The sequence below is a fragment of the Pantoea sp. MQR6 genome (assembly GCF_022761075.1).
Lineage (GTDB): Bacteria > Pseudomonadota > Gammaproteobacteria > Enterobacterales > Enterobacteriaceae > Pantoea > Pantoea phytostimulans.
Genome location: NZ_JAKYXB010000003.1, coordinates 217,078 through 239,208 on the forward strand (window position 1 = coordinate 217,078; position 22,131 = coordinate 239,208).

The window sequence follows — 22,131 nt, forward strand, 5'->3', positions numbered from 1 at the left end:
TTTGTCGCTGCCGTAAACGCAGCACAGCAAATACAGCAATAAAAACAGGGTTGGCGTTTGAACGCCACGCGTAAAAGGTCAGAAGTTTTATGTCTTTCAGCAGACGTCAGTTCATCCAGCTTTCTGCTGGAGTGGCGCTTAGCGCCAGTGCCATACCTCATGCGGCTCGTGCCGCCTCAAATCCCAGTGGTGAAACGCCGCTTCCGATTCCGCCGTTGATTGAATCACGTCGCGGCCAACCGCTGTTTCTGACTTTACAGCGCAGCCATTGGTCATTTAGCGGCGACAATAATAAAGTCCCGGTGTGGGGCCTGAACGGCATGTATCTTGGGCCGACAGTGCGCGTCTACAGCGGTGATGATGTCAAACTCATCTACAGCAACCGTCTTAATGAACCGGTTTCAATGACCGTTAGCGGCTTGCTCTTGCCGGGGGCGCTGATGGGCGGCGCACCGCGCATGATGTCGGCGGGTGCTGACTGGGCACCGGTATTGCCGATTCGTCAGGGCGCATCAACGTGCTGGTATCACGCCAATACGCCAAACCGTATGGCACCGCACATCTATAACGGCCTGGCGGGAATGTGGTTGATTGAAGATGACGTCAGCAAGCAGTTACCGTTACCAAACCATTATGGTGTCGACGATTTCCCTATCATCATTCAAGACAAGCGGCTCGATAACTTTGCTACGCCGGTGTATGACCCGCCGCAAGATGGCGGTTTTCTTGGCGATACGCTGTTGGTTAATGGTGTGCGCAATCCGTTTGTTGAAGTGTCACGCGGCTGGGTGCGTTTACGCTTGCTGAACGCCTCGAATGCCCGTCGCTATGAAATGAGCCTGAGCGACAATCGTCCCTTTACCGTGATCGCTAGCGATCAAGGTTTTTTGCCCGCGCCGGTTGCCGTGCAGCGGCTAACCCTGGCACCAGGCGAACGCCGAGAAGTGCTGGTGGATATGTCGCAGGGCGATGAAGTCTCCATTACCGCCGGTACAGCAGCAAGCATCATGGATCGTCTGCGCGGCTTCTTTGAGCCTTCATCCATTTTGACCTCAACGCTGATTTTGACGCTGCGTCCAACCGGCTTACTGCCGCTGGTGACAGACACGTTACCGATGCGGTTACTGCCGGATCAGATCCTTGATGGCGTTGCATCACGTACGCGTGAATTCCGCCTCGGCGACAGCATGCCGGGTATTAATGGCGCTATGTGGGATATGAATCGCATTGACACCACGACACAGCAAGGCTCGTTTGAGCGCTGGATCGTGCGAGCCGATCGTCCACAGGCACTGCATATTCAGGGTGTGATGTTCCTGATTAAAAGTGTGAACGGTGCGCAACCGATGGGCGAGGATCGCGGCTGGAAAGATACGGTTTGGGTGGATGGTGATGTGGAGTTGTTAGTGAGTTTCCCGCAAAGTTCGTCCGATCATTTCCCTTTTGTTTACTACAGCCAAACGCTGGAGTTAGCCGATCGCGGTACAGCGGGGCAGTTGGTGGTGAACCCAACGAATTGATGGTGAAGGTACGCGCTGAGTTCTGAGCGCGCTGTCCCCCATCCCGGCCTTCCCCCGCGAAGCGGGAGAAGGAGACGCTGCCACATGCAGCTTCAATACTCGCATAGGGCAGCATCTTCCTCCCCCATGTATGGGGGAGGACCGAGGTGGGGGACAAACAACCTCATCTGCGCGCTGTCCCCCATCCCGGCCTTCCCCCGTGAAGCGGGGGAAGGAGACGCTGCCACATGCAGCTTCAATACTCGCATAGGGCAGCATCTTCCTCCCCCATGTATGGGGGAGGACCGAGGTGGGGGACAAACGACCCCGCACTTAAGAGGATTGAGGTGGGGGGCAAACGACCTCGCACTCAATCAGCCGTTAAAGGTCTCAGGATTCGGCCCCAAACGGTTGCCGCTGTCCAGTTTGGCAATCTCACTCACTTCATGTTTATCCAGACGGAAATCAAACACCTTGAAGTTTTCCTCAATGCGCTCTGGTGTGACGGATTTCGGAATCACCACCAAACCGCTGTCGAGATGCCAGCGAATCACAATCTGGGCGGCTGTTTTACCGTACTTTTTCGCCAGCTCTTTAATAATCGCCTGATCAAATACGCCTTCACCGCCCTGCGCCAGCGGACTCCAGGATTCAGTCTGAATCTGATGCATTGCATTCCAGGCATGCAGCGTGCGCTGTTGCAGCATAGGATGCAGCTCAATCTGATTCACCACTGGCGTCACACCGGTTTCATCCAATAGACGTTTTAAATGTGCTTCATGGAAATTACAGACGCCGATGCTTTTGGCCAGGCCTTGTTGCTGTAGTTCGATCATCTTTTTCCAGGCATCAACATAATGATCTTTTTCTGGGCACGGCCAGTGCATCAAATAGAGATCAACCTTGTCTAGTTTGAGTTTTTCCAGACTGGTTTCCAGGGCTTGTTGCACGTTCTGTTGATCGTCATTCCACAGTTTGGTCGTAACAAAAATATCTTCGCGCGCCACGTCAGTTTCCTGCAAGGCCTGCCCGATCGCTTCCTCATTTTTGTAAGCCGCGGCGGTATCGATGGAACGATAGCCGACGTCCAGCGCTTTCAGCACCGCTTTGCGCGCATCTTCAATGCTCGCCTGCCACACGCCAAGTCCCAGTTGCGGCATCATGTTGCCATCGTGCAGTTTGATAATGGGTTGGTCTGCCATACTTGCTCCTTTATGTTGCAGTTAACCTGTGACTTTCAATGTGTTTAAGTCTAGCCAACAATTTTGAGGCTGCTTTTCAGCATGGTAGGCAAACGGCGCTTTTGCACTGCCTGATCCTGTTAGCTTCTTGCCTGATTCTCCATTTTGCTGGCGATTCAGGCACGCGCACGGCAGACTGATCGTTTTATATATCCAGGAGTGTTTATGGCGCACGACGCTCTTTGTCATCGCCTGGCGCAGCAGGTGGTGGCGTTAATGACCCACGACCACGCCCGCTTGTGTCCGGTTGAAAATGTCTCGCTGATCTATGCCAATCAATATCGTCCGCGTACGCCGATGATGTATCAGCCAGGTATCGTCATTCTGTTTCAGGGCAGCAAAACCGGCTATCTCGGCAGCACGGTCTTCCAATATGACGCGACAAAATATTTGATGCTGACCGTGCCGTTACCGGTGGAGTGTGAAACCTGGGCTTCACCTGAGCAGCCTATCGCGGGCCTGTGTCTGAACGTGGATACCGCCAGCCTGCAGGATCTGCTGATTGAGATTGGTGATGACGAAGCCTTTCAGCCACAACCACAAACGTCGGGTATTCATTCAGCCTGGCTGACAGAGCCGATGCTGTGCGCCGCAGAACGTCTGTTGGATGTCATGCTCCAGCCGCGTGACGCCCGCGTGCTTGGGCCGCAAATCGTGCGTGAGATTATCTATTACGTGCTGACGGGGCCGATCGGCGGTGCGCTGCTGTCACTGGTGAGCCGCCAAACTCAGTTCAGCCAGATAGCCCGTGCGCTGCGCCGCATTGAAAATCATTTTGCTGATAATCTCAGCGTGGATACGCTCGCGGCGGAAGTTAACATGAGCGTGTCAGCGTTTCATCACAACTTTAAAGCCGTGACGCAAACCTCACCGCTGCAATACCTCAAGCGCTATCGACTGCATCAGGCGCGATTATTAATGTTGCATGAAGGGATGAAAGCGAGCGTGGCGGCGGTACGAGTTGGCTACGAAAGCCCATCGCAATTTTCGCGGGAGTTTAAACGCTATTTTGGCGTGACGCCGGGAGAAGAGGTGAATCGCGTGCGTCAGACGGTGGCAGAGCCATCTGCCTGACGCACGTGGTCTGGTCAGGCTTTGCTTTGCCGACGTTTTTTCCAAATAATCGCGATGCTGCCAGCCAGTCCAAGAAACAGCAACACCATCGGCAGCACCATTAAAATCGCCATCACCTGATCTTCATGGCGTTTGATGAAAGGCACCTGACTGATGCCATAACCAAAAGCCACCACAATGCCCACCCACAGCGCGCCGCTCAGCCAGTTAAACAGCTGGAAACGGCCATTCTGCAAGCCTGAAATGCCCGCCATGGTGGGTAAAATGGTACGCACAAAGGCGAGAAAGCGGCCTACCAGCAGCGCCATCAAACCGTGACGATTAAACATATTCCAGGCGCGCTGGTGATACTGTGCCGGTAAATGCATCAGCCAGCCTTTCACTATTTTGGTATTGCCTAGCCAACGCCCCTGCAAATAACTGAGCCAACAGCCGAGGCTGGCGGCGGTGGTCAAAATCACCATGGTGGGAATAAAATCCATCACGCCTTTAGCGACCATCGCACCCGCCAGCAGCAGCAAGCTGTCGCCGGGAAGAAACGAAGCGGGTAACAGACCATTTTCTAAAAACAGCGTCAAAAACATCACGCCGTAAACTACCCACACCACGTCTGGATTAGCCAGCGCCGCAAAGTCCTGATGCCAGAGCGCGTGGACAATCTCGTGTAATACACCCATTAGCTTTCCCATCAAGTCACAAGGATTCTATACCCGTCATATTTTAAGCGGCGGCGCGTTGACCATGCTGACTCGCAGCTGAGTCAATTCCTGTGGCTAACAACCTTGCCGCTCTACTGCGCTCAAACTATTCAGGATATATTTTAACAGTTAGCCAGCAGCGACCTGTTGATCTCTGCGGGTTGCCGTCGCACGGTTTACGTTTGGTTGATATTCGTTAGCGCGCCAGACGCGCAAAGCCCGCCGCAAGGTCGGCAAGCAAATCATCGACATGTTCTAAACCAATATGCAGACGCACCAGCGTGCCGTCGAAATCAACGCCACCCGCCGGGCGAATAGCGGCCAGCTCTTCTGGCTGGTTCGCCAGAATCAGCGATTCATAGCCGCCCCACGAGTACGCCATGCTGAAGTGATGAAAATGATCGAGATAGTGCGCCAGCTGCTCGTGGCTTAATTTTTCTTTCAGCACGAACGAAAACAGCCCGCTGCTGCCGGTGAAGTCACGTTGCCAAAATTCATGGCCTTTACACTGTGGCAACGCCGGATGATTAACGCGTGCCACTTCAGGGCGCGCCGCCAACCATTCAGCAACCTGCATGCCGCTCTCTTCATGCTGACGCAGACGAGTGCCCAGCGTGCGTAAACCCCGGCTCGCCATATAAGCGGTGTCGGCATCGACCATCTGGCCCATCAAATAGGAATTTTCACGCAGTTGATCCCAGCAGCGCGCGTTAGCCACTGCGGTGCCGATCATCGCGTCGCTGTGACCAATTAAATATTTGGTGCCTGCCTGAATAGAAATATCTACGCCGTGCGCCAGTGCGTTAAACAAGATGCCTGCGGCCCAGGTGTTATCAATCATGATAATCGCGTCAGGGGCTTTAGCGCGTACTGCCGCCACGATGGCGGGTACATCCTGCACTTCTAAAGTGATTGAGGCGGGAGATTCAAGAAACACTACGCGGGTATTCGGCTGCACTAACGCGCCGATTTCGCTGCCAATGCAGTGATCAAAATAGGTGGTGGAAACCTGAAGTTTGCTTAGAATTTTGTCGCAGAAGTCTTGGGTCGGCTCATACACCGCGCCGCTCATCAAAATATGATCGCCAGCTTCAACAAACGCCAAAATCGCGTTCGACACGGCTGCTGCACCACAAGGATAAAGCACGCAGCCTGCGCCGCCTTCCAGTTCTGTCATCGCGTCTTGCAGCGCGAAATGCGTCAGCGTGCCGCGACGACCATAAAAAAGTTCGCCTTTGGCGCGCCCTGCGGTGGCCTGTTTTTTTTCCGCTACGGTGTCAAAAACTAATGAAGAAGCACGTTGAATGACGCTGTTTACCGAGCCTTGGGTATAACGCTTGCTGCGTCCTGCGCTAACGAGCGTGGTATCAATCTTTTTGGTGGTCATTTTTCTCTACCTTGCCGCTTCCAACAAAGGCTTCACGTTAACATGAAACCGGTGGCAGGGTTGACTCTGAATAATGATTATCAGAGCACGGCGCAGTAAAAAACGGGCCTGTTCAGCCCGTTTTTTTGCCTGCTACATCACACCCATTATTCGGGGTAACCAGAGCGAAATGGCCGGAATATAGGTTATCAGCATCAAGACAATAAACAGCATGCCGTAGAACGGCAGCATCGCCCCGACAACTTGCTCAATCTTCTGTTTACTCACCGCGCTGGCAACGAATAAAACCGTCCCTACCGGCGGCGTAATCAAACCAATGCCAAGGTTGGTTAGCATGATCATACCAAAATGCACCGGATCGATGCCTAACGCGGTTGCCACTGGCAGTAGCACCGGTGTCAGAATAAGAATCAGCGGTGCCATATCCATCAGTGTGCCAACCACTAACAGCAGCACGTTGATGCACATCAGGATCACGTACTTATTACTGGAAAAACTGGTAAAGGCTTCGGTGATGAGGGTTGGCAACTGCATAAAGGTCATTATCGCACCAAACCCAGCGGCAAACGCGATCAGCACCATGACAATGGTCACGGTTTTGATGGTGCGAAACAGCAGAATATGCAGCTGATTCCATTTAAAATCGCGATAGATGAACATGGTGACGAAGAACGCCCAGACACAAGCAATGGCTGCTGATTCAGAGGCGGTGAATATGCCAGAGAGAATCCCGCCCATAATGATGATGACGGTAAACAAGCCCCAAAATGCATCGAAGAAAATCTTCAGCGCCTGACGAAACGGAATTCGCTCACCTTTTGGATAACCACGTTTCCGCGCAAAGCCGAGGCACATCACCATCAAACAGCCGCCCAGCATCAATCCTGGTAAAATACCCGCCACAAACAAAGATGAAATGGTGACCATGCCGCCCGTCGCCAGCGAATAAATCACCGAGTTGTGGCTCGGCGGTGTTAACACCGCCTGCACCGAACCGCTGGCGGTCACGGCGGCGGCGAAATCACGCGGATAGCCTTTCTCTTCCATCTGCGGAATCATCACTGAACCAATCGAGGCCGTATCCGCCACCGAGGAACCTGAAATTGCACCAAAGAAAGTTGAGGCGACAATATTCACCAGCGACAAGCCGCCGCGAATGAAGCCGACGAAGATATAGGCAAAATTCACCAGCCGTCGCGCAATGCCGCCTTCAGCCATGATCGCGCCGGCCAGAATGAAGAACGGAATAGTCAGCAGGGAAAACTTGTTGATGCCGTTGGTAATTTGAATCACCACCGCTTCTAGCGGCAGATCAATCCACCAGGCGCCAATAAAGGCGCTCAGGCCGACAGCAAACGCCACCGGAAAACCCAGCATCAGCAGCACCAGCAAACTGCCAATCAAAATCAGTGCGTCCATTTTTCTGCTCCTGTTAGTGGGTGCCGCCCAAAGTAACTATGGGTCGCTGACTTTGGTCGCCATTCAACAACCGCTCAACAACAAACAGCAGGGTAAAGATGGCGCCAATCGGTATCGGTAAATACATCTCGCCGTAGGTCACCAGCGGCAGCGAGGCGAGCGGCTGAATCCACATCGCTTCACACAGGTTGTAGCTGGCCTGGAAGATCACCAGACAGGTGATAATCATCAACAGATCACAGACGCGCAGCATCAGGCGTTGCATATTTGGTGACAGGCGATCGGTGACCATCGACACGCAAATATGTGTACCCGCTCGCAGTCCAACCGGCGCGCCGATAAAGGTAAAAATGATCATACAGATGATGGCCACCGGTTCCGGCCAGGCTAGAGCGCCGTTCATCACGTAGCGGGCGAAAATCCCGATCGGAATCACCGTCACCATAATCAATAGCGCGACCGCGGCGATCAGCATGCACAGCAGATAAACCCCATCCATCAGACGAGAATATGCAGTCATAATTGATACCTGATTGAGCACGCCACATGGCAATGTGGCGCGGGAAGGGTTATTTCACGTCGGCGATCTGCGTCATCAGACTCTGGTATTTGCCGCCAAACTGATCGCGTACCGGTTGAGTCGCTTTAACAAAATAGTCCCGATTGGTTTGCTGGAAGGTCACACCGCCCGCTTTCATCTTGGCGATCGACTGGTCGGTGTAGGTGGCCCAAAGTTGGCGCTCTTCATCCTGCGCCTCTTTACCGAGCTTCTTCAGCAGCACCTGATCTTCAGGCTTCATGCGATCCCAGGCGCGTTTTGAAAACAGGATCATCTCGGGTTGAATAAAGTGTCCACTCAGCGTGTAGTACTTAGCGACCGGCATGTAGTTGTGGGCGACAAACGTCGGTGGGTTGTTCTCCGTGCCATCAACCACACCGGTTTGCATCGCACTAAAGACTTCACTCACGCCCATTGCCACCGGATTTGCGCCCATCGCTTTCAACGTTGCGAGCGAAATCGCACTATTTTGCACACGGATCTTCATGCCTTTTAGGTCTTCTGGTTTCGCCAGCGGCTTTTTAGTGATCATGTTGCGCTCACCGGCATCGGTCCAGCCGAGAAACACCATGCGGGTATTGGGATCCTGATCGAACTTCTCGACGATCTCTTTGCCCACATCGCCATCCAGTACTTTGTGCATATGATCGACATCGCGGAAAATATAGGGCAGCGTTAACACGCTGGTTTCTGGTGCGATGGTGGTCACGGGTGCCAGCGACACGCGGATCATATCGATCGCACCCAGTTGAACCTGCTGCAGCGCTTGATCTTCATCGCCGAGAACGCCGCCCGCATAGATTTTCATCTCCAGCCGGCCGTTGGTTGCTGTTTTGAGCTTCTCGCCCATGCTTTGCAGCGCCACTACCGTTGGATAACCGGCGGGTTGAACTTCCGCCACCTTCAATACCTGTGCAGAAGCCGCAGCGCTGAATAATATCGCTGCGGCAGAAAGGGGCACAGCAAGGCGTGTTTTCATCGTTGTCATTCTTTTTCTCCAGCATGGGAAGGGCAGTAAAGGAACGGCGCATAGGTATTAGCCAGCAGGGTGGCCGCTTGGCATCAGCATTCATGAAAATGTGGTACGGCGAAACAAAGCAATAACGATTGGATGAATAAGATCACATTTTGAAACGATGTTTTAATAAATTTATATGCACCGTCACAATTTCAAAACATCCTTATAAATTGTCGAGGATCCAATCAGATTGCGTTTAAAAAACGCATCTTTGGTTTGTAAATAGTAATGAGAACTACTATCAATTCGCTGGTTTTTTGCTATTATTCGCGCTTGTTCCGCATCCGTGCACATGAGTTGGAGAAGCAGCGTGGTAGCCAGTGATTTGATGCAAACGGACCTCTCCGTTTGGGGCATGTATCAACATGCCGATATCGTGGTAAAAGTGGTGATGATTGGCCTGTTGTTGGCTTCAGTCGTGACGTGGGCCCTCTTTTTCGGCAAATTTGCTGAACTGACATCGGCCAAACGACGCCTGAAACGCGAACAATTAGCGCTGGGCGAAGCCCGCAACCTCAATGACGCCACACGTGCTGCCCAGCAGTTCACCGACAACAGCCACAGCGCTGTACTGCTGAACGATGCGCGTAACGAGCTTGAGCTTTCTGCCGGTGCTGAAGACACCAACGGCATTAAAGATCGTACCAGCTTCCGCCTTGAGCGCCGTGTTGCGGCCTTTAGCCGTCACGCCGGTCGCGGTAATGGTTTTCTGGCCACCATCGGTTCGGTCTCGCCTTTTATCGGGTTGTTCGGCACTGTTTGGGGCATCATGAACAGCTTTATCGGCATCGCTAAAACCCAGACCACTAACCTGGCTGTGGTTGCGCCGGGCATCGCAGAAGCGTTACTGGCAACGGCAATTGGCCTGATCGCAGCGATTCCTGCGGTGGTGATCTACAACGTTTTCGCTCGCATGATCGCCAGCTACAAAGCGTCGCTGGGCGACGTTGCTGCGCAGGTTTTGCTGCTGCAAAGCCGTGACATCGATCTGGGTAACGTCGCTTCTCAACCTGAAGCAGCGCGTCCTGCGACAGCGCAAAAACTGCGTTTAGGATAAGTTCTCATGGCAATGCGATTAAACGACGACCTCGACACTGATGGCGAAATGCATGAAATCAACGTAACGCCGTTTATCGACGTGATGTTAGTTCTGCTCATCATCTTTATGGTGGCAGCGCCGCTGGCGACCGTAGATGTACGCGTTAATCTGCCTGCTTCCACCAGTACGCCGCAGCCACGTCCTGAGAAACCGGTTTACCTCTCAATCAAGGCCGATAAGCAGTTATATATCGGTAACGAGCAGGTCAATGCCGAGACGCTGGTCAACGTGTTGAATAACCAAACGGAAGGCAATAAAGAAACCACGATTTTCTTCCAGGCGGATAAATCGGTCGATTACGAAACCCTGATGGGCGTGATGGATAAATTGCGAACCGCAGGTTATCTCAAGATTGGTTTGATGGGGATGGAAACGGTACAGAAGTAACGTTCCTCTCAACGACGCTTTTTAAACAGAAAGGCAGCTGAATGCAGATTCAGCTGCCTTTTTTGTTTCAGGTAAAAGGATTACAGCATAAACAATAAAAAATCAGCGCCTGTGAAGGTGGTTATCCTCTTGGTGCTGATATGTTGATTATTTGTTACTTTTGCACATAGTTTTGTAAAGTGAAATGGTGAGACTGCTCACATCATTCGCGCGGTTCGCGGGGTAAAACTGAAAAAAAACCTCAGGAAGCCGTTATGAGCCGCAGTCAATCTTTACAAAAATCGTCGCGAGGCACAGCCAAAACTATCTTTAGCGTTACCAGCGGTAACTTTCTCGAAATGTACGATTTCATGGTGTTTGGCTATTACGCCAGCGCCATTGCCAAAACCTTTTTTCCCGGCGACAACCCTTTTGCCTCATTGATGCTGACGCTAATGACCTTCGGCGCGGGATTCCTGATGCGTCCGCTGGGCGCGATCATTTTAGGTGCTTACATCGACCATCATGGACGGCGTAAAGGACTGCTGCTGACGTTGGGTCTAATGGCGATCGGTACGCTGACCATTGCGCTGGTGCCCGGCTACGCCACATTAGGCGCGGCGGCGCCGATTCTGATCTTGCTGGGGCGGCTGTTGCAGGGCTTCTCGGCGGGCGTTGAGTTAGGCGGTGTATCGGTTTATCTGGCTGAAGTTGCGCCAAAAGGGCGTAAAGGCTTTTTTGTCAGTTGGCAATCGGGTAGCCAACAGGTCGCGGTGATTTTTGCAGCGCTGCTGGGTTTACTGCTTAATCATCTGTTAGCAAAAGAGGCGGTCACCGAATGGGGCTGGCGCATTCCCTTCGTGGTTGGCTGTTTGATTGTGCCGTTTCTGTTTTATATTCGTCGCACGCTGGAAGAAACCGAAGCCTTTAGCCAGCGTAAACACCATCCGAGCATGAAGGAAATCATGCGTTCGGTCGCCAGTAATTGGGCGCTGGTGTTAGCCGGTATGTTGATGGTAGTGACCACCACTGTGATGTTCTACATGATTACCGCCTTCACCCCCACTTTTGGCAAAACCGTGTTGATGATGAGCGATAAGCAGAGCTTTCTGGTGACGCTGTTCGTCGGGATTTCCAACCTGATTTGGCTGCCGCTGATGGGCGCGCTGTCGGATCGTGTGGGCCGTCGTCCGCTGATGATTATTTTTACCCTGCTGATGATCGTTACCACCTGGCCGGTGCTGCACTGGCTGGTGGGATCGGCCAGCTTCGCCCATTTGTTAGAAGCGGAATTGTGGCTCTCGTTCCTGTACGCCAGCTATAACGGTGCGATGGTGGTTTATCTGGCTGAAATCATGCCTGCTGAAGTCCGTGCTGCGGGCTTTTCACTGGCCTACAGTCTGGCAACAGCGCTGTTTGGTGGCTTTACGCCAGCAATCTCCAGCTATTTGATTCATGCCACTGGCGACAAAGCGATGCCGGGCATCTGGCTCACCTTTGCGGCAATATGCGGCTTGGTTGGTACGTTGCTGATCGGCCGGATGGTAAAACAGTATCAGGCGCGCCATAGCGGCGCGCCCGTCAACGCTTAGAAAGTAAGATCGACGACCACGCTGTCAGTATAATTTCCTGCTGGCGGCGTGTTCTGGCTGGTTAAGACGCGCGCGGTATAGTTAAAGCCGCGCGTTAATCCATCAGCGGTTACGCTGGTTGAAGTGCTGCTGCTCCAGCGCTCCGTGCCGCTCGGCCCCCAGCGGTTGCTGGTGGTGCCTTTATAAATCTCGTAGCTCAGACGATTGGTGCCGTTGGCCATATTCCTCACGCTTCCCGCTGCGTAGCTGCCATTACTCAATCCAACTGTGTAAGTGCTGCCTTTGCTGCAGAGCACATTAATGGTCTGCGATACGGCAGAAAAGCTGCCGACCAGCGGCGCGCTGCCAAAGCTGACATTGGGCGCGGTAATCGCAGTACAGTCGTTGGTGAGAATAACGGTGACAGTGATGGGAATGACGCCGCTGCCGGTTTGCGGCGTCAGGCAAATTCCCAGCAGGCTGACGCTGGTGCAGACGTTATAGGTCACTGCCATATTCAATGTCACCGTATAAGTTCCGGCTGCCACCGTTTGTCCGGCAACCGAGCGCAGATAAACCGGGATCGCAAAGTTCAGGCTACCGAGCAATCCAGCCAGATTCAGCAACGTTGTGGAGTTATAAACGTAAGCCGCGCCACCAATAACCAGCTCATTGGCACAGGCGCTGTCGGTACACAACCGCACCGGAATATTATCTGTACCGGTATCACCACTGCGCTTCAGCGTGCCGCGCGTGCCGTTCACATTGGTTGCCCCGGTTAATTGAAACGTGATCTGATTTCCGCCGAGCAGCGACAAGCCTGCGCCTGCGCCACAGTTAACATTGGCGTTGGTTGAGGTTGAACTGACCGTGGTATTGGCGGCAAAGGTGGTGACGGTACCAAAGCTGGCGTTTGAGGCGGGAAGGCCGCACGCAGCCCGCGCCAGCGAAGGCAGCATCAGCAGCAATCCCAGCAGTAACACTATTTTTTTCATGGAATAATTCCTGAGGTCGCATTTTCAGGGTTGGCCACCGGCGTGCCAGCCGGCGCGGGAGGTAATCGGCAGGTTAGCGGGCCATAGGTTTTCAGCGCTTGCGGCTGCCCTTCGGGAATCAAGAGTTCGGTTTGGCAACTGCGGCCATCCGGGGTTTCGACACGAATTTTATTGGTGCTGGTTAATTCATCTATCCAGGCGATGCCGTCAAAACCGACATAACCGGTGGCCTGACCTGGGCGTAAAACCTGGCTGGAAACGGGCAGCGGATTTCCGTCACTGTCATGCAGAATCACGCTGGCGGCACGTAATCGCTCAACGGGGAAATCGAGCAGAAAACCGCTCTGACGTTTCACGGCAAAGCGCTGTTCAACCTTTGGCGTGGTCATGTCGGCAGGCAAATCCAGGGTGTCGATATCATATTTGGCCGGATAATAACTGCTGATCGACGGCACCAGCAGATAGCCTTTTTTATCGGTGCGGCCCATTGATTGATTCTCGTAACGCACGTTGACGTCGGGGATGTTGGTTTTCACCACCACAAACGCATCATTAATGGTATTGGCGGCAAACATTTGGTTGTCCATTAACACCAGCGAACCGCTTAAATCAGCCCATTGCGTGGTGTTGTCATCGTCGCCATAAAAACCGGCTGAGGTATCAATTTTGTTATTGCGATAGCGCAGACTTCCCTGGCGATAATCACCGCTGTTACCGCCCTGGTTCGCCCAGGACGCATCCCACGACATGCCGCCGTCGCTGGGCATGGCGCGTGACAGATAAACGCGCTGATTATTCTGCCCTTGCTGATCGCGCTCCATGCTCACTGAGGCGCTACCATGTTCACCGAACGGAATAATTAGCGACACCGCGCCGCTCCATTCACCTTGTTCCTGATCGCGGCTGGCAGAAACGTAAAGGCTTGAGTTGCCCCACAGCGTTTTGCTCCACGAAAGGTTCCATAAGCGCGTGCGTTCATTGTCACCGCTGGCGATGTCAATATAAGCCGCGCCGAGGCTTCCATAGCGGTTTAGCGAAAGACTGGCGTTGTACTGCGACGTCCGACGCGCCAGGCTGTAACTGATTTGATTGGTGGTGTTACTTTGGTTGCTCAGCAGTGCCAAATTACCAAAGTCGGCATTACGTATCGTGTGCTGCGTGCCGAGGCTAAACCAGCTGTTGTTGTATTGATAACCCCAACTGTACTGCGTGCCGGGTTTGCCCTGAAACTGACTTTGCGCCACCGCCCCGTTTACTACACCCCAACTGCGCACCTTGAACTGTGCACCTGCGCCGCCCATCGCCAGGTTATCGCTGCCTTCTGCGTGGCTTTCCAGCGTCAACCAGTCAGTTAATCCGTAACGATACGATCCACTTGCCGCCGCTGCGCCGTAATCGAAATTACTGATACCGTAGTTTTCACGCACCGCACCCGCCGAAAAGGAGTAATCCGACAAGCCGGATTTCAAGAGGTTGCTGGAGACATAAAACGGCAGGGTGGTGATCACCTGACGACCTACCGCATCGGTGGTGGTGATCACCGCATCACCTGCACCATTCACAAACGGCACGTTGGTCAATGACCACGGGCCAGGCTGTACGTTAGCCTGGCTAGAGCGAGAACCATTCACAAACAGATCAACGGTGGACGGCACTGCAGCCTGCCCAGAAAAAGCGGGCAGCGGATAGGTGATCAGGTCTGGACGTACACTGAAATCGCGGCCAATCTGCACCCCGCCAAGCCGCACACTGCTGCTCCACGCCAGCGCATCTGTGACTAAATCACCCGCCCGCCAACTCACGATGGCGTTTTCATTTTCATTGCTCCACCAGGTGTCGTAGCGGATATAGCCATCATCCTGATAGCTGTTGCTGCCCTCGATCTGCTGTTGCCAGACGCCATTACTGGAGAATTGCCCGGCGCTACCAAAGAATCGCAGCTCATTCCAGGCGGAGAGGCGGGTGCCGGTTGTGTCGGTACGTGTTGCATAGAGATCGTAATTCAGCAGCGCACCGCTACTGGCCTGACCAGGATAGCGCGGGCCATTACGCGCTTCGCCAATCGTCTGGCCGGGAAGCCAGGCGGGCGGAACGCTGAGTAGCAGGCGTTGGCGGCGATCGTCATATTCTACTTTCACTTCCGCCAGCTGATTCACGTCTACCTGCTGCTGCCCCTGAAACTTTTCGGCAGGCAGCCCCGCACGCTGTAAATCACCTGCACGCACATAGAAATGGCCGTCACGCTGTTCCACGGGCACGATGTCGCCACGTTCTCGCTGATTCACAACCAGCTCGAGCATATATTGCTGACTGCTGGCGCTGGTGTTTAAGGTCGGCGGCGGCGGCAGCGACGAAAACGTCTCCGCCCGGAGCAAACCGGGTGTCAGGCAGAACAGGCCAGCCATAGCCAGCGTAAGAGGATGCGGCTTAAAATGCATGGTTGCGCACTTAACGGCTTTCAGTGCTGCGCCACTGACCCTTATTCATTTCTGCAGTCAGTACGCCGCTGACGGCACTTTTAAGCGGCCAGCGATTGCTGCTGTTCGCCAGCACATAACCAAACAAGCCGTTACCTAATTTACGTCCACCGATGTTGAGATTGCTGAGCCGTGCATGACCGTTGCCGCGATTGGTTAATTGCAGGTAGCGCTCGCCTCCGCTGTTCACCACTTGCCAGCTTAGGTCTGGATGTGTGTTGTCGCGGTTCACGCCATCGCCATAAACAAACAGCGGCACTGAATAGCGCATTTGAAAATTCAATCCTGCCTGATTATCTCCAGCGGAATGCGGCGTCGGAATTTCATCTAATACCACGCGGTACGCCATTTCTTTGCCCGCTGCAGGCGGTATCTGTTTTATCAAACGTACCAGCTGTTTCTGACCAGGTTCAATGCGCACCAGCGGTGGGCTGGCAGCCACCTGCTGCTGGGTTTGATACTGTTCCTTATTATCGGTTTGTTGCCAGGCAAAGATACGAACCTGCATCAGCGTGGTGGTATTACCGCGATTTTCCAGCCACAGTTCGCTGGCTTTATCCTCGGGATTAATCGCTGGATCGATCGGCCAAATCATCACTGAGTTGGCCGCCTGTGCGTGAGGGAGCAGCACCAGTGTGAGGAGAAAAAATAGGGCGCGCAGTAATCTCATGATAAAGCTCCTTAGTACTTTGCCTCACCAGGTCAACGTGACGGTGAGGGTGTCGGTATAAACCCCGGCGCGCGTCGGGCCGGGTAATTGCAGCAAGCCGTAAATCGGTAACGTTATGTTATTGGCATTGCTATAGCTCAGCGGCACAGCTTGCCCTACCGGAATAGCATTGGTATGCGCGGCATTGGTGTAGAGGTAATAGGGCACAGTATTTGTATTGCTGGCGAGTTTCAGGTTGCGGGTGGAGGTGTAATGACTGCCGCCGTTGAGGGTCATGCTTAGCGTTGTACCCGGCGTGCAGGCGAGGTTGATAGTGGAGCTTTGAACATAGCTGGCGCTCACGCTATTAGTCGCTACGCCAGATTGCGTACCAAAATTAAGCGTGCCGAATACACCGGTATTGGTACCGGAAATGACGCAGCCTGCCACTATTGAAGCGGAGACCTGAAAGGTCGTTGAACTAGTGGTGATACTCCACGCACCTGTACTCCACAGCAATAGCAGCAAACTCCATGCGATCGCAATGAATGACCGCTTTACTTCCACCTGAAAATACTCAAAACACGGCTCAGTAATTCACAGCCACATTAATTGTATCGGTGTAAGTACCTGCGGGAATAACCGGATTAAAGCCACCGCCAACCACCCGTCCATAAATGGCAAAGTTAGTGCCGAGTGTCGGATCGGTAGTGCCGCTGGGCGTAATGTCGGTGTTGTTAGCGATGGCGGTACTGAAGGCGGCGTCGCTGTACAGGGTGTAAGCGATACCTTGGGTATTATCGGTGCCAAGCAGCAGATAGCGCGGTGCAGCTGAAACCGTTCCATATACCGTTCCTGGCGCGGCATTGCTGCTGGTCACCTGAACATTAAAGGGTTGGTCTACAGTACAGCGCACAAAAATACCGTTACCCGCTGAACCGACCAGCGTGGCATTCAGCGTTTCAAAGGTTGCTGCGCTACTACCGAAATCTAACGTACCAAAGTTAACGCCCGTGGTGGCCGACTGACCATTCACTAAACAACCGGCGGTTAAGGTCAGCGTCGCGTTGATGGTCCCTGTGGTGGTGGCAGCAAATGTTAACGACGGAATTGCCGTGGTCATTGCCGCAGCAGCGAAGAGAAAAAGCTTGAGTTTCATAATCATTCCTTACTGATTATCCAAGGTCAGTGCTTTTTCGCCTGGTTTTAATTAATTATTCATCCAAAAAGTAACGCAAAATCGACACTAATTATTCTTTTATGTGCCGTCAGGCTAAGAAAAGCCTTAGACATGAGCTAAATGATTTATATCAGTTTTACTTACTATAGATCAGCAAAACTGTAACAGGGAAACTTCGCGCCATTTTTTCATTAATCTATTCGTTCTGTTCGCCGATAACCCAATAATCACAAGGGATTGCGGACAGCGAATAAAACTAAACTCAATACCATTTAGCCCTCTACCGTCCTGTTAGCTTCAGTGATATGTTCATACATCAATCAGACCTGATTACGCTTTTAAGAAAGATGTTACGAGATTGAGATAAAAAGTCCTAAAAATCGAAGGACAGCAAAATCTGGCCTTAATGCGTTTAAATGCATCGGGCCACGTTACTTTCACCTTTACGGTGTTTTTAGATTGACTGTTTAAGACACACACAGCACCTGCTTATCGCAGGTGGTGAGGAGTTGCACATGCTGCTGGTCACCTGGGATGGCGTTTTGATCTGCGTTTCGCTGATCGTCGCTTTTATTGCCTCTTTTACTGCTCTGGATACGGCGGGACGCGTAGCGGTTTCTCGTGGCTGGCTGGCGCGCTTATGGCTGGTGATCAGCGGCACCGCGATGGGCATTGGTATCTGGGCGATGCACTTCATTGGCATGTTAGCGATGATGATGCCGATGACCATGCGCTATGACGTGCGACTGACCGCAATATCGCTGGCAGTAGCGATCGCCGCATCAATATGGGCTTTTAACCAAACTGTCAACGAGCATCACTTGACGCGCCGCCGTCTGTTATATGGCAGCCTAATTCTTGGCGCAGGCGTAGTGGTGATGCACTACCTTGGCATGAATGCGTTGTTGATCGCACCTACACCGCACTGGAAACTTGCGCTGGTTGCGCTCTCAGTTTTGATTGCTTTTGTGGCGTCAGGCGTCGCGCTGTGGCTGGCTTTTCATTTGCGTCAAGGCGAGAAAAACCTGTTATTAATGCGCGGACTCGCCTCGTTGGTGATGGGTATAGCCATTGCGGGGATGCACTATGTTGGTATGGCGGCGGCAGAATTTGATCAGGCCAGCAGCATGCACAGCCATGGCGCTAGCGATCAAGGTTTAGCGGTGTGGGTAACTATGATTACGCTTACCATCCTTGGCATAACGTTGTTGAGTTCCATGTTGGATGCGCAACTGCACGCCGCGCGTCTTACCGCCAAACTCAACCGTGCCAATCTCGAACTTCGCCAACTGGCGATGCATGACAATCTCACGGCACTGCCCAACCGCGTCATGCTTGAGCAGCGACTGCAGAACGCGATCAAAAAGGCGACGCTGGATGACAGCGGATTTACGGTGATGTACATGGATCTCGATGGCTTCAAAGCGATCAATGACACATGGGGACATCACGTTGGCGATCGCTTACTGATTGCGGTTGCTGCTCGTTTGCAGGATGCATTGACCGACCAGATGCTGTTGGCTCGATTAGGTGGCGACGAATTCGTATTGATGTTTGACGATGGCGATGAAAAGCGTGCCATCGCGCTGGCGCAGAAGCTGGTAAAAATGATTGAGGCACCGTTTGAGTTAGATCGCTACTCGCTGCATGTCTCGCTGAGCCTGGGCATCGCGCTTTTCCCGCTGCACGGGCGCAACAAGCAAGAGCTGATGTTCAACGCTGATTCCGCGATGTACCACACCAAACACAATGGGCGTAATGGCTGGAGCCTGTTTGAAGCGGCGATGAGTACCTCTGCGCAACATCAACTGGAGCTGGCGAACGATTTATGGCAAGCCATTGATCGCCAAGAGATGCGGCTATTTTATCAGCCAAAGTTCCGTTCCAGCGGCAGCGAGCTGATCGGTTTTGAGGCGCTTCTGCGCTGGCAACATCCCACACGAGGCTTGCTGATGCCCGATCTTTTCCTACCGCGAGCCGAGAAAACCGGGCAAATCGTAGCGTTGGGTAATTGGGTAATCAACGAAGCCTGCCGTCAACTCAAGCAGTGGCATAAAGAAGGCAACAGCCGTTGGACCGTATCAGTTAACCTGTCAGCACTGCAATTTCATCAGCGCGATTTGCTCAACACCCTGGCGCAGGCCTTGTCGCATCATCAGTTACCCAGCGGTGCATTGATGCTGGAAATTACCGAAACCATTGCCATGCGCGATCCGCTGTTTAGCCAGCTGCGCATCCGTGAGTTACAGCAGTTGGGGGTCAAAATTGCCATCGATAATTTCGGTATCGGCTACGCCAATCTGCTGCATCTCAAACATCTTGAGGCCAGTGAACTTAAAATTGACCGCAGCTTTATCAACTGTCTACGTGCAGACAGCGAAGATGCGACAGTGGTCAGCGCAATGTTAACGCTGGCGCAGAGTCTGAACTTAAGCATGGTGGCTGAAGGCGTGGAGACAGAAGAACAGCAGCGTTTACTGACCGGTTTGGGCTTTGATGCGCTGCAAGGTTATTTACTGGGTAAACCGACACCCGCTGAATATGTGAGTGAATTTATGACGATCGCCTCTTTTTCCGCGTTGCGCACCGAGCGCTTAATGCCGTTAACCGATGCCTGACGATTGATTTTAACTTTCACAGGCATCGGAACCTTTCATCGTGGAAAGCTAATTAAGTGTTTAGCATTGCCGATAACTTGTACAACAAAACAGTGCGCGATCCGTTTCTCATAATTAACACCACAGCTGCTCGCACGGCTTTCTCCGGGAACTCAGTATGTTAGTGACTTCATACGACTCTTTTATCGTCATTGTTTCAATTTTGGTGGCGATGCTCGCCTCGTTCACCGCATTAGACATGGCGGGGCGCGTGGCAACTTCAACCGGCAAAGCAGCGATTATTTGGCTGCTTGGCGGGGGTTTTTCCATGGGTATCGGTATTTGGGCGATGCACTTCATTGGTATGCTTTCGATGAGCATGGACATGGTGATGAGCTACAGCCCAACCTTCACCGCGATTTCAGCGGCGATTGCCGTCTGCGCATCAATTTTTGCGCTCTGGTTGGTTTGCCAGGGTGAGTTGCCGATGCAGCGTTTGATAGGCGGCGCGCTGATTATGGGCACTGGCGTGGCAGCAATGCATTACACCGGCATGGCAGCATTGATGTTTTCACCCGGCATTGTCTGGAACTGGGGCTGGGTGGCCGTTTCGATAGTGATTGCGCTGGTCGCTTCAGGCGCTGCGCTGTGGCTGGCGTTTAACCTGCGCGAAGGCACATCCAACCGCGTGACGGTATTACGATTGGGCGCCTCGGTGGTAATGGGATTTGCCATCGCGGGAATGCATTATACCGGGATGATGGCAGCCAAATTTCCCCTGCATGGACACCCGACGCAGGAGGGGGTTAACAGCAATTGGCTGGCGATTCTGGTCACGGTGGTCACGATAGCCATCCTCGGTATCACGTTGCTGGTATCAATGCTGGATGCACGTATGCAGGCACGCACTTCAATCCTCGCCAGTTCACTGGCGGAGGCGAACCGCGAGCTGGCACAGTTGGCATTGCACGATAACCTGACGCGTTTACCCAACCGCATTCTGCTGGAAGATCGTCTGGAGCAGGCGATCAACAAGGCTAACCGCGAACGTACCCATTTCGCGCTGATGTTCATGGATCTGGATGGCTTCAAAGCGGTGAACGACGCTTTTGGCCACCATATCGGTGATAATTTATTGATTGGTGTGACCGAGCGTATGAGCCAGCAGATGGAAGGCTATTACACCCTGGCGCGGCTCGGCGGCGATGAGTTTGTATTGCTGATTGAGATCAACGATCCCAACGATGCCGCGGCGGTTGCAGACAATCTGGTTAAAGCGGTGGATCGTCCGTTCGACATTTCACGCTATGAGCTGGTGGTGTCGCTGAGTATCGGTATCGCCGTTTATCCGGGTGATGGCGTTGATGAGCGCGAGCTGATGTTCAACGCTGACGCCGCGATGTATCACACGAAAAATAATGGCCGCAACGGTTACACCTTCTTCCAGCCATCGATGAATATGCTGGCGCAGAGTCAACTCCAGCTGAACAACGATCTGTGGCACGCGCTGGATAACAACGAACTGCGCCTGTTTTATCAACCAAAATATTGCGCGCCGCGCGGCCCGATTCTTGGCTTCGAAGCGCTGCTGCGCTGGGAACATCCAGCGCGCGGATTACTGACGCCAGACCATTTTCTGCCGATGGCGGAAAAGACCGGCATGATCGTGAGCATCGGTAATTGGGTGATTAACGAAGCCTGCCGTCAGCTGCGCCAATGGCATCTGCAAGGACATCCCCATTGGTCAGTTGCGGTAAATTTATCGTCGCTGCAATTCGAGCAGAGTAATTTGGTGGAAACGGTGACGGAGGCGCTGGCGAAGCATGAGATTCCGCCAGAGCTGTTGACGCTAGAAGTGACGGAAACCACGGCCATGCGCGATCCCGATGAAAGCGTGCGTATCCTCACTGAGCTGACCAAGCTGGGTGTGAAGGCTTCTATTGATGACTTTGGTACTGGCTATTCCAGCTTGCTGTACCTGAAACGTTTACCGGCAAGCGAACTCAAAATTGATCGCGCGTTTGTGAATGAGTTACAGCATCACTCTGAAGACGCCACCATCGTCTCGGCGATTGTGGCGCTGGCGCAGTCGTTGCAACTGAAAGTTGTCGCCGAAGGGGTGGAAACCGCCGAACAGCAGGCTTTCCTTACCGGCCTGGGCTGCAACACGTTGCAAGGTTATTTGCTGGGCAAACCTATTCCACCTGAACGGATCAGTGAACTGGATAATTTTGTTGGCACACAAGAGAATGAATTAAAGGCAGAACTGCATACAGTTAACTCATCTCTTACCTGAGCAAGC

General features: G+C 53.0%; 18 protein-coding genes. 7 read left to right on the forward strand and 11 right to left on the reverse strand.

All coding sequences use genetic code 11. The annotated features are described in order from the left end of the window. Nucleotides 1-89 precede the first annotated feature (89 nt). Nucleotides 90-1,520 (forward strand): cell division protein FtsP, encoded by a 1,431-nt coding sequence (gene ftsP / locus MUG06_RS13850; protein WP_243078945.1) that lies wholly within the window; start codon nucleotides 90-92, stop codon nucleotides 1,518-1,520. 353 nt (nucleotides 1,521-1,873) lie between these two features. On the opposite strand, the gene dkgA is transcribed toward ftsP, so the two are convergent. Then, nucleotides 1,874-2,701, reverse strand: a complete 828-nt coding sequence (gene dkgA, locus MUG06_RS13855; protein WP_215845579.1) for a 2,5-didehydrogluconate reductase DkgA — start codon at nucleotides 2,699-2,701, stop codon at nucleotides 1,874-1,876. A 204-nt stretch (nucleotides 2,702-2,905) separates the two neighbouring features. Here dkgA and MUG06_RS13860 point away from each other — a divergent pair, with 204 nt between their 5' ends. Beyond that, entirely contained in the window at nucleotides 2,906-3,814 is a 909-nt protein-coding gene (locus MUG06_RS13860; protein WP_215845580.1) for an AraC family transcriptional regulator, read from the forward strand. Nucleotides 3,815-3,828: 14 nt separating this feature from the next. Here MUG06_RS13860 and MUG06_RS13865 read toward each other — a convergent pair whose 3' ends face one another. The 5 genes from MUG06_RS13865 to MUG06_RS13885 form a co-directional block, all read right to left on the reverse strand. Next, complete coding sequence (locus MUG06_RS13865; protein WP_215845581.1) at nucleotides 3,829-4,491, reverse strand: DedA family protein; 663 nt, start codon at nucleotides 4,489-4,491, stop codon at nucleotides 3,829-3,831. A 217-nt stretch (nucleotides 4,492-4,708) separates the two neighbouring features. After that, nucleotides 4,709-5,899: a cystathionine beta-lyase gene (gene metC, locus MUG06_RS13870; protein ID WP_243078946.1), complete on the reverse strand. Its 1,191-nt coding sequence runs from the start codon at nucleotides 5,897-5,899 to the stop codon at nucleotides 4,709-4,711. Nucleotides 5,900-6,031: 132 nt separating this feature from the next. Continuing rightward, complete coding sequence (locus MUG06_RS13875) at nucleotides 6,032-7,318, reverse strand: TRAP transporter large permease (RefSeq protein ID WP_215845582.1); 1,287 nt, start codon at nucleotides 7,316-7,318, stop codon at nucleotides 6,032-6,034. A 13-nt stretch (nucleotides 7,319-7,331) separates the two neighbouring features. Further along, nucleotides 7,332-7,838, reverse strand: a complete 507-nt coding sequence (locus tag MUG06_RS13880; protein ID WP_243078947.1) for a TRAP transporter small permease — start codon at nucleotides 7,836-7,838, stop codon at nucleotides 7,332-7,334. 49 nt (nucleotides 7,839-7,887) lie between these two features. Further along, nucleotides 7,888-8,865, reverse strand: coding sequence for a TRAP transporter substrate-binding protein (locus MUG06_RS13885; RefSeq protein ID WP_215845584.1), 978 nt, complete (start codon nucleotides 8,863-8,865; stop codon nucleotides 7,888-7,890). A gap of 358 nt (nucleotides 8,866-9,223) precedes the next feature. Between MUG06_RS13885 and exbB the strand changes: the two genes are divergently transcribed. From exbB to MUG06_RS13900, 3 genes are all read left to right on the forward strand, one after another. Continuing rightward, nucleotides 9,224-9,952, forward strand: a complete 729-nt coding sequence (exbB, locus tag MUG06_RS13890) for a tol-pal system-associated acyl-CoA thioesterase (RefSeq protein WP_215848216.1) — start codon at nucleotides 9,224-9,226, stop codon at nucleotides 9,950-9,952. 6 nt (nucleotides 9,953-9,958) lie between these two features. Then, on the forward strand, nucleotides 9,959-10,381 hold the full coding sequence (gene exbD / locus MUG06_RS13895) for a TonB system transport protein ExbD (RefSeq protein WP_215845585.1): 423 nt from the start codon (nucleotides 9,959-9,961) through the stop codon (nucleotides 10,379-10,381). Between the two features lie 254 nt (nucleotides 10,382-10,635). Beyond that, nucleotides 10,636-11,952: an MFS transporter gene (locus MUG06_RS13900; RefSeq protein ID WP_243078948.1), complete on the forward strand. Its 1,317-nt coding sequence runs from the start codon at nucleotides 10,636-10,638 to the stop codon at nucleotides 11,950-11,952. Here MUG06_RS13900 and MUG06_RS13905 read toward each other — a convergent pair. The 5 genes from MUG06_RS13905 to MUG06_RS13925 are packed head-to-tail and all read right to left on the reverse strand — an operon-like array spanning nucleotide 11,949 to nucleotide 17,211. After that, a complete protein-coding gene (locus MUG06_RS13905) occupies nucleotides 11,949-12,926 on the reverse strand; it encodes a spore coat U domain-containing protein (protein ID WP_243078949.1) in 978 nt (325 codons plus the stop codon). The two genes, MUG06_RS13900 and MUG06_RS13905, sit on opposite strands and share 4 nt — an antisense overlap. Next, nucleotides 12,923-15,364 carry a fimbria/pilus outer membrane usher protein gene (locus MUG06_RS13910; protein WP_243078950.1) on the reverse strand — a complete coding sequence of 814 codons (2,442 nt, stop codon included), beginning with the start codon at nucleotides 15,362-15,364 and terminating at the stop codon, nucleotides 12,923-12,925. The genes MUG06_RS13905 and MUG06_RS13910 overlap by 4 nt, the downstream gene beginning before the upstream one ends. A 10-nt stretch (nucleotides 15,365-15,374) precedes the next feature. After that, complete coding sequence (locus MUG06_RS13915) at nucleotides 15,375-16,073, reverse strand: molecular chaperone (RefSeq protein WP_215845589.1); 699 nt, start codon at nucleotides 16,071-16,073, stop codon at nucleotides 15,375-15,377. A gap of 24 nt (nucleotides 16,074-16,097) precedes the next feature. Next, entirely contained in the window at nucleotides 16,098-16,619 is a 522-nt protein-coding gene (locus MUG06_RS13920) for a spore coat U domain-containing protein (RefSeq protein ID WP_215845590.1), read from the reverse strand. 22 nt (nucleotides 16,620-16,641) lie between these two features. Next, nucleotides 16,642-17,211 carry a spore coat protein U domain-containing protein gene (locus MUG06_RS13925; protein ID WP_215845591.1) on the reverse strand — a complete coding sequence of 190 codons (570 nt, stop codon included), beginning with the start codon at nucleotides 17,209-17,211 and terminating at the stop codon, nucleotides 16,642-16,644. A 536-nt stretch (nucleotides 17,212-17,747) separates the two neighbouring features. Here MUG06_RS13925 and MUG06_RS13930 point away from each other — a divergent pair. Both MUG06_RS13930 and MUG06_RS13935 read left to right on the forward strand, forming a co-directional pair. Next, nucleotides 17,748-19,850 (forward strand): bifunctional diguanylate cyclase/phosphodiesterase, encoded by a 2,103-nt coding sequence (locus MUG06_RS13930; protein ID WP_215845592.1) that lies wholly within the window; start codon nucleotides 17,748-17,750, stop codon nucleotides 19,848-19,850. Between the two features lie 157 nt (nucleotides 19,851-20,007). Continuing rightward, nucleotides 20,008-22,125 (forward strand): bifunctional diguanylate cyclase/phosphodiesterase, encoded by a 2,118-nt coding sequence (locus tag MUG06_RS13935; RefSeq protein ID WP_243078951.1) that lies wholly within the window; start codon nucleotides 20,008-20,010, stop codon nucleotides 22,123-22,125. Nucleotides 22,126-22,131 lie beyond the last annotated feature (6 nt).

Bases quoted from the DNA above. Each gene is read 5' to 3' on its own strand.
- ftsP (WP_243078945.1), top strand. From the start codon at position 90: ATGTCTTTCAGCAGACGTCAGTTCATCCAGCTTTCTGCTGGAGTGGCG.
- dkgA (WP_215845579.1), bottom strand. From the start codon at position 2,701: ATGGCAGACCAACCCATTATCAAACTGCACGATGGCAACATGATGCCG.
- MUG06_RS13860 (WP_215845580.1), top strand. From the start codon at position 2,906: ATGGCGCACGACGCTCTTTGTCATCGCCTGGCGCAGCAGGTGGTGGCG.
- MUG06_RS13865 (WP_215845581.1), bottom strand. From the start codon at position 4,491: ATGGGTGTATTACACGAGATTGTCCACGCGCTCTGGCATCAGGACTTT.
- metC (WP_243078946.1), bottom strand. From the start codon at position 5,899: ATGACCACCAAAAAGATTGATACCACGCTCGTTAGCGCAGGACGCAGC.
- MUG06_RS13875 (WP_215845582.1), bottom strand. From the start codon at position 7,318: ATGGACGCACTGATTTTGATTGGCAGTTTGCTGGTGCTGCTGATGCTG.
- MUG06_RS13880 (WP_243078947.1), bottom strand. From the start codon at position 7,838: ATGACTGCATATTCTCGTCTGATGGATGGGGTTTATCTGCTGTGCATG.
- MUG06_RS13885 (WP_215845584.1), bottom strand. From the start codon at position 8,865: ATGACAACGATGAAAACACGCCTTGCTGTGCCCCTTTCTGCCGCAGCG.
- exbB (WP_215848216.1), top strand. From the start codon at position 9,224: ATGCAAACGGACCTCTCCGTTTGGGGCATGTATCAACATGCCGATATC.
- exbD (WP_215845585.1), top strand. From the start codon at position 9,959: ATGGCAATGCGATTAAACGACGACCTCGACACTGATGGCGAAATGCAT.
- MUG06_RS13900 (WP_243078948.1), top strand. From the start codon at position 10,636: ATGAGCCGCAGTCAATCTTTACAAAAATCGTCGCGAGGCACAGCCAAA.
- MUG06_RS13905 (WP_243078949.1), bottom strand. From the start codon at position 12,926: ATGAAAAAAATAGTGTTACTGCTGGGATTGCTGCTGATGCTGCCTTCG.
- MUG06_RS13910 (WP_243078950.1), bottom strand. From the start codon at position 15,364: ATGCATTTTAAGCCGCATCCTCTTACGCTGGCTATGGCTGGCCTGTTC.
- MUG06_RS13915 (WP_215845589.1), bottom strand. From the start codon at position 16,073: ATGAGATTACTGCGCGCCCTATTTTTTCTCCTCACACTGGTGCTGCTC.
- MUG06_RS13925 (WP_215845591.1), bottom strand. From the start codon at position 17,211: ATGAAACTCAAGCTTTTTCTCTTCGCTGCTGCGGCAATGACCACGGCA.
- MUG06_RS13930 (WP_215845592.1), top strand. From the start codon at position 17,748: ATGCTGCTGGTCACCTGGGATGGCGTTTTGATCTGCGTTTCGCTGATC.
- MUG06_RS13935 (WP_243078951.1), top strand. From the start codon at position 20,008: ATGTTAGTGACTTCATACGACTCTTTTATCGTCATTGTTTCAATTTTG.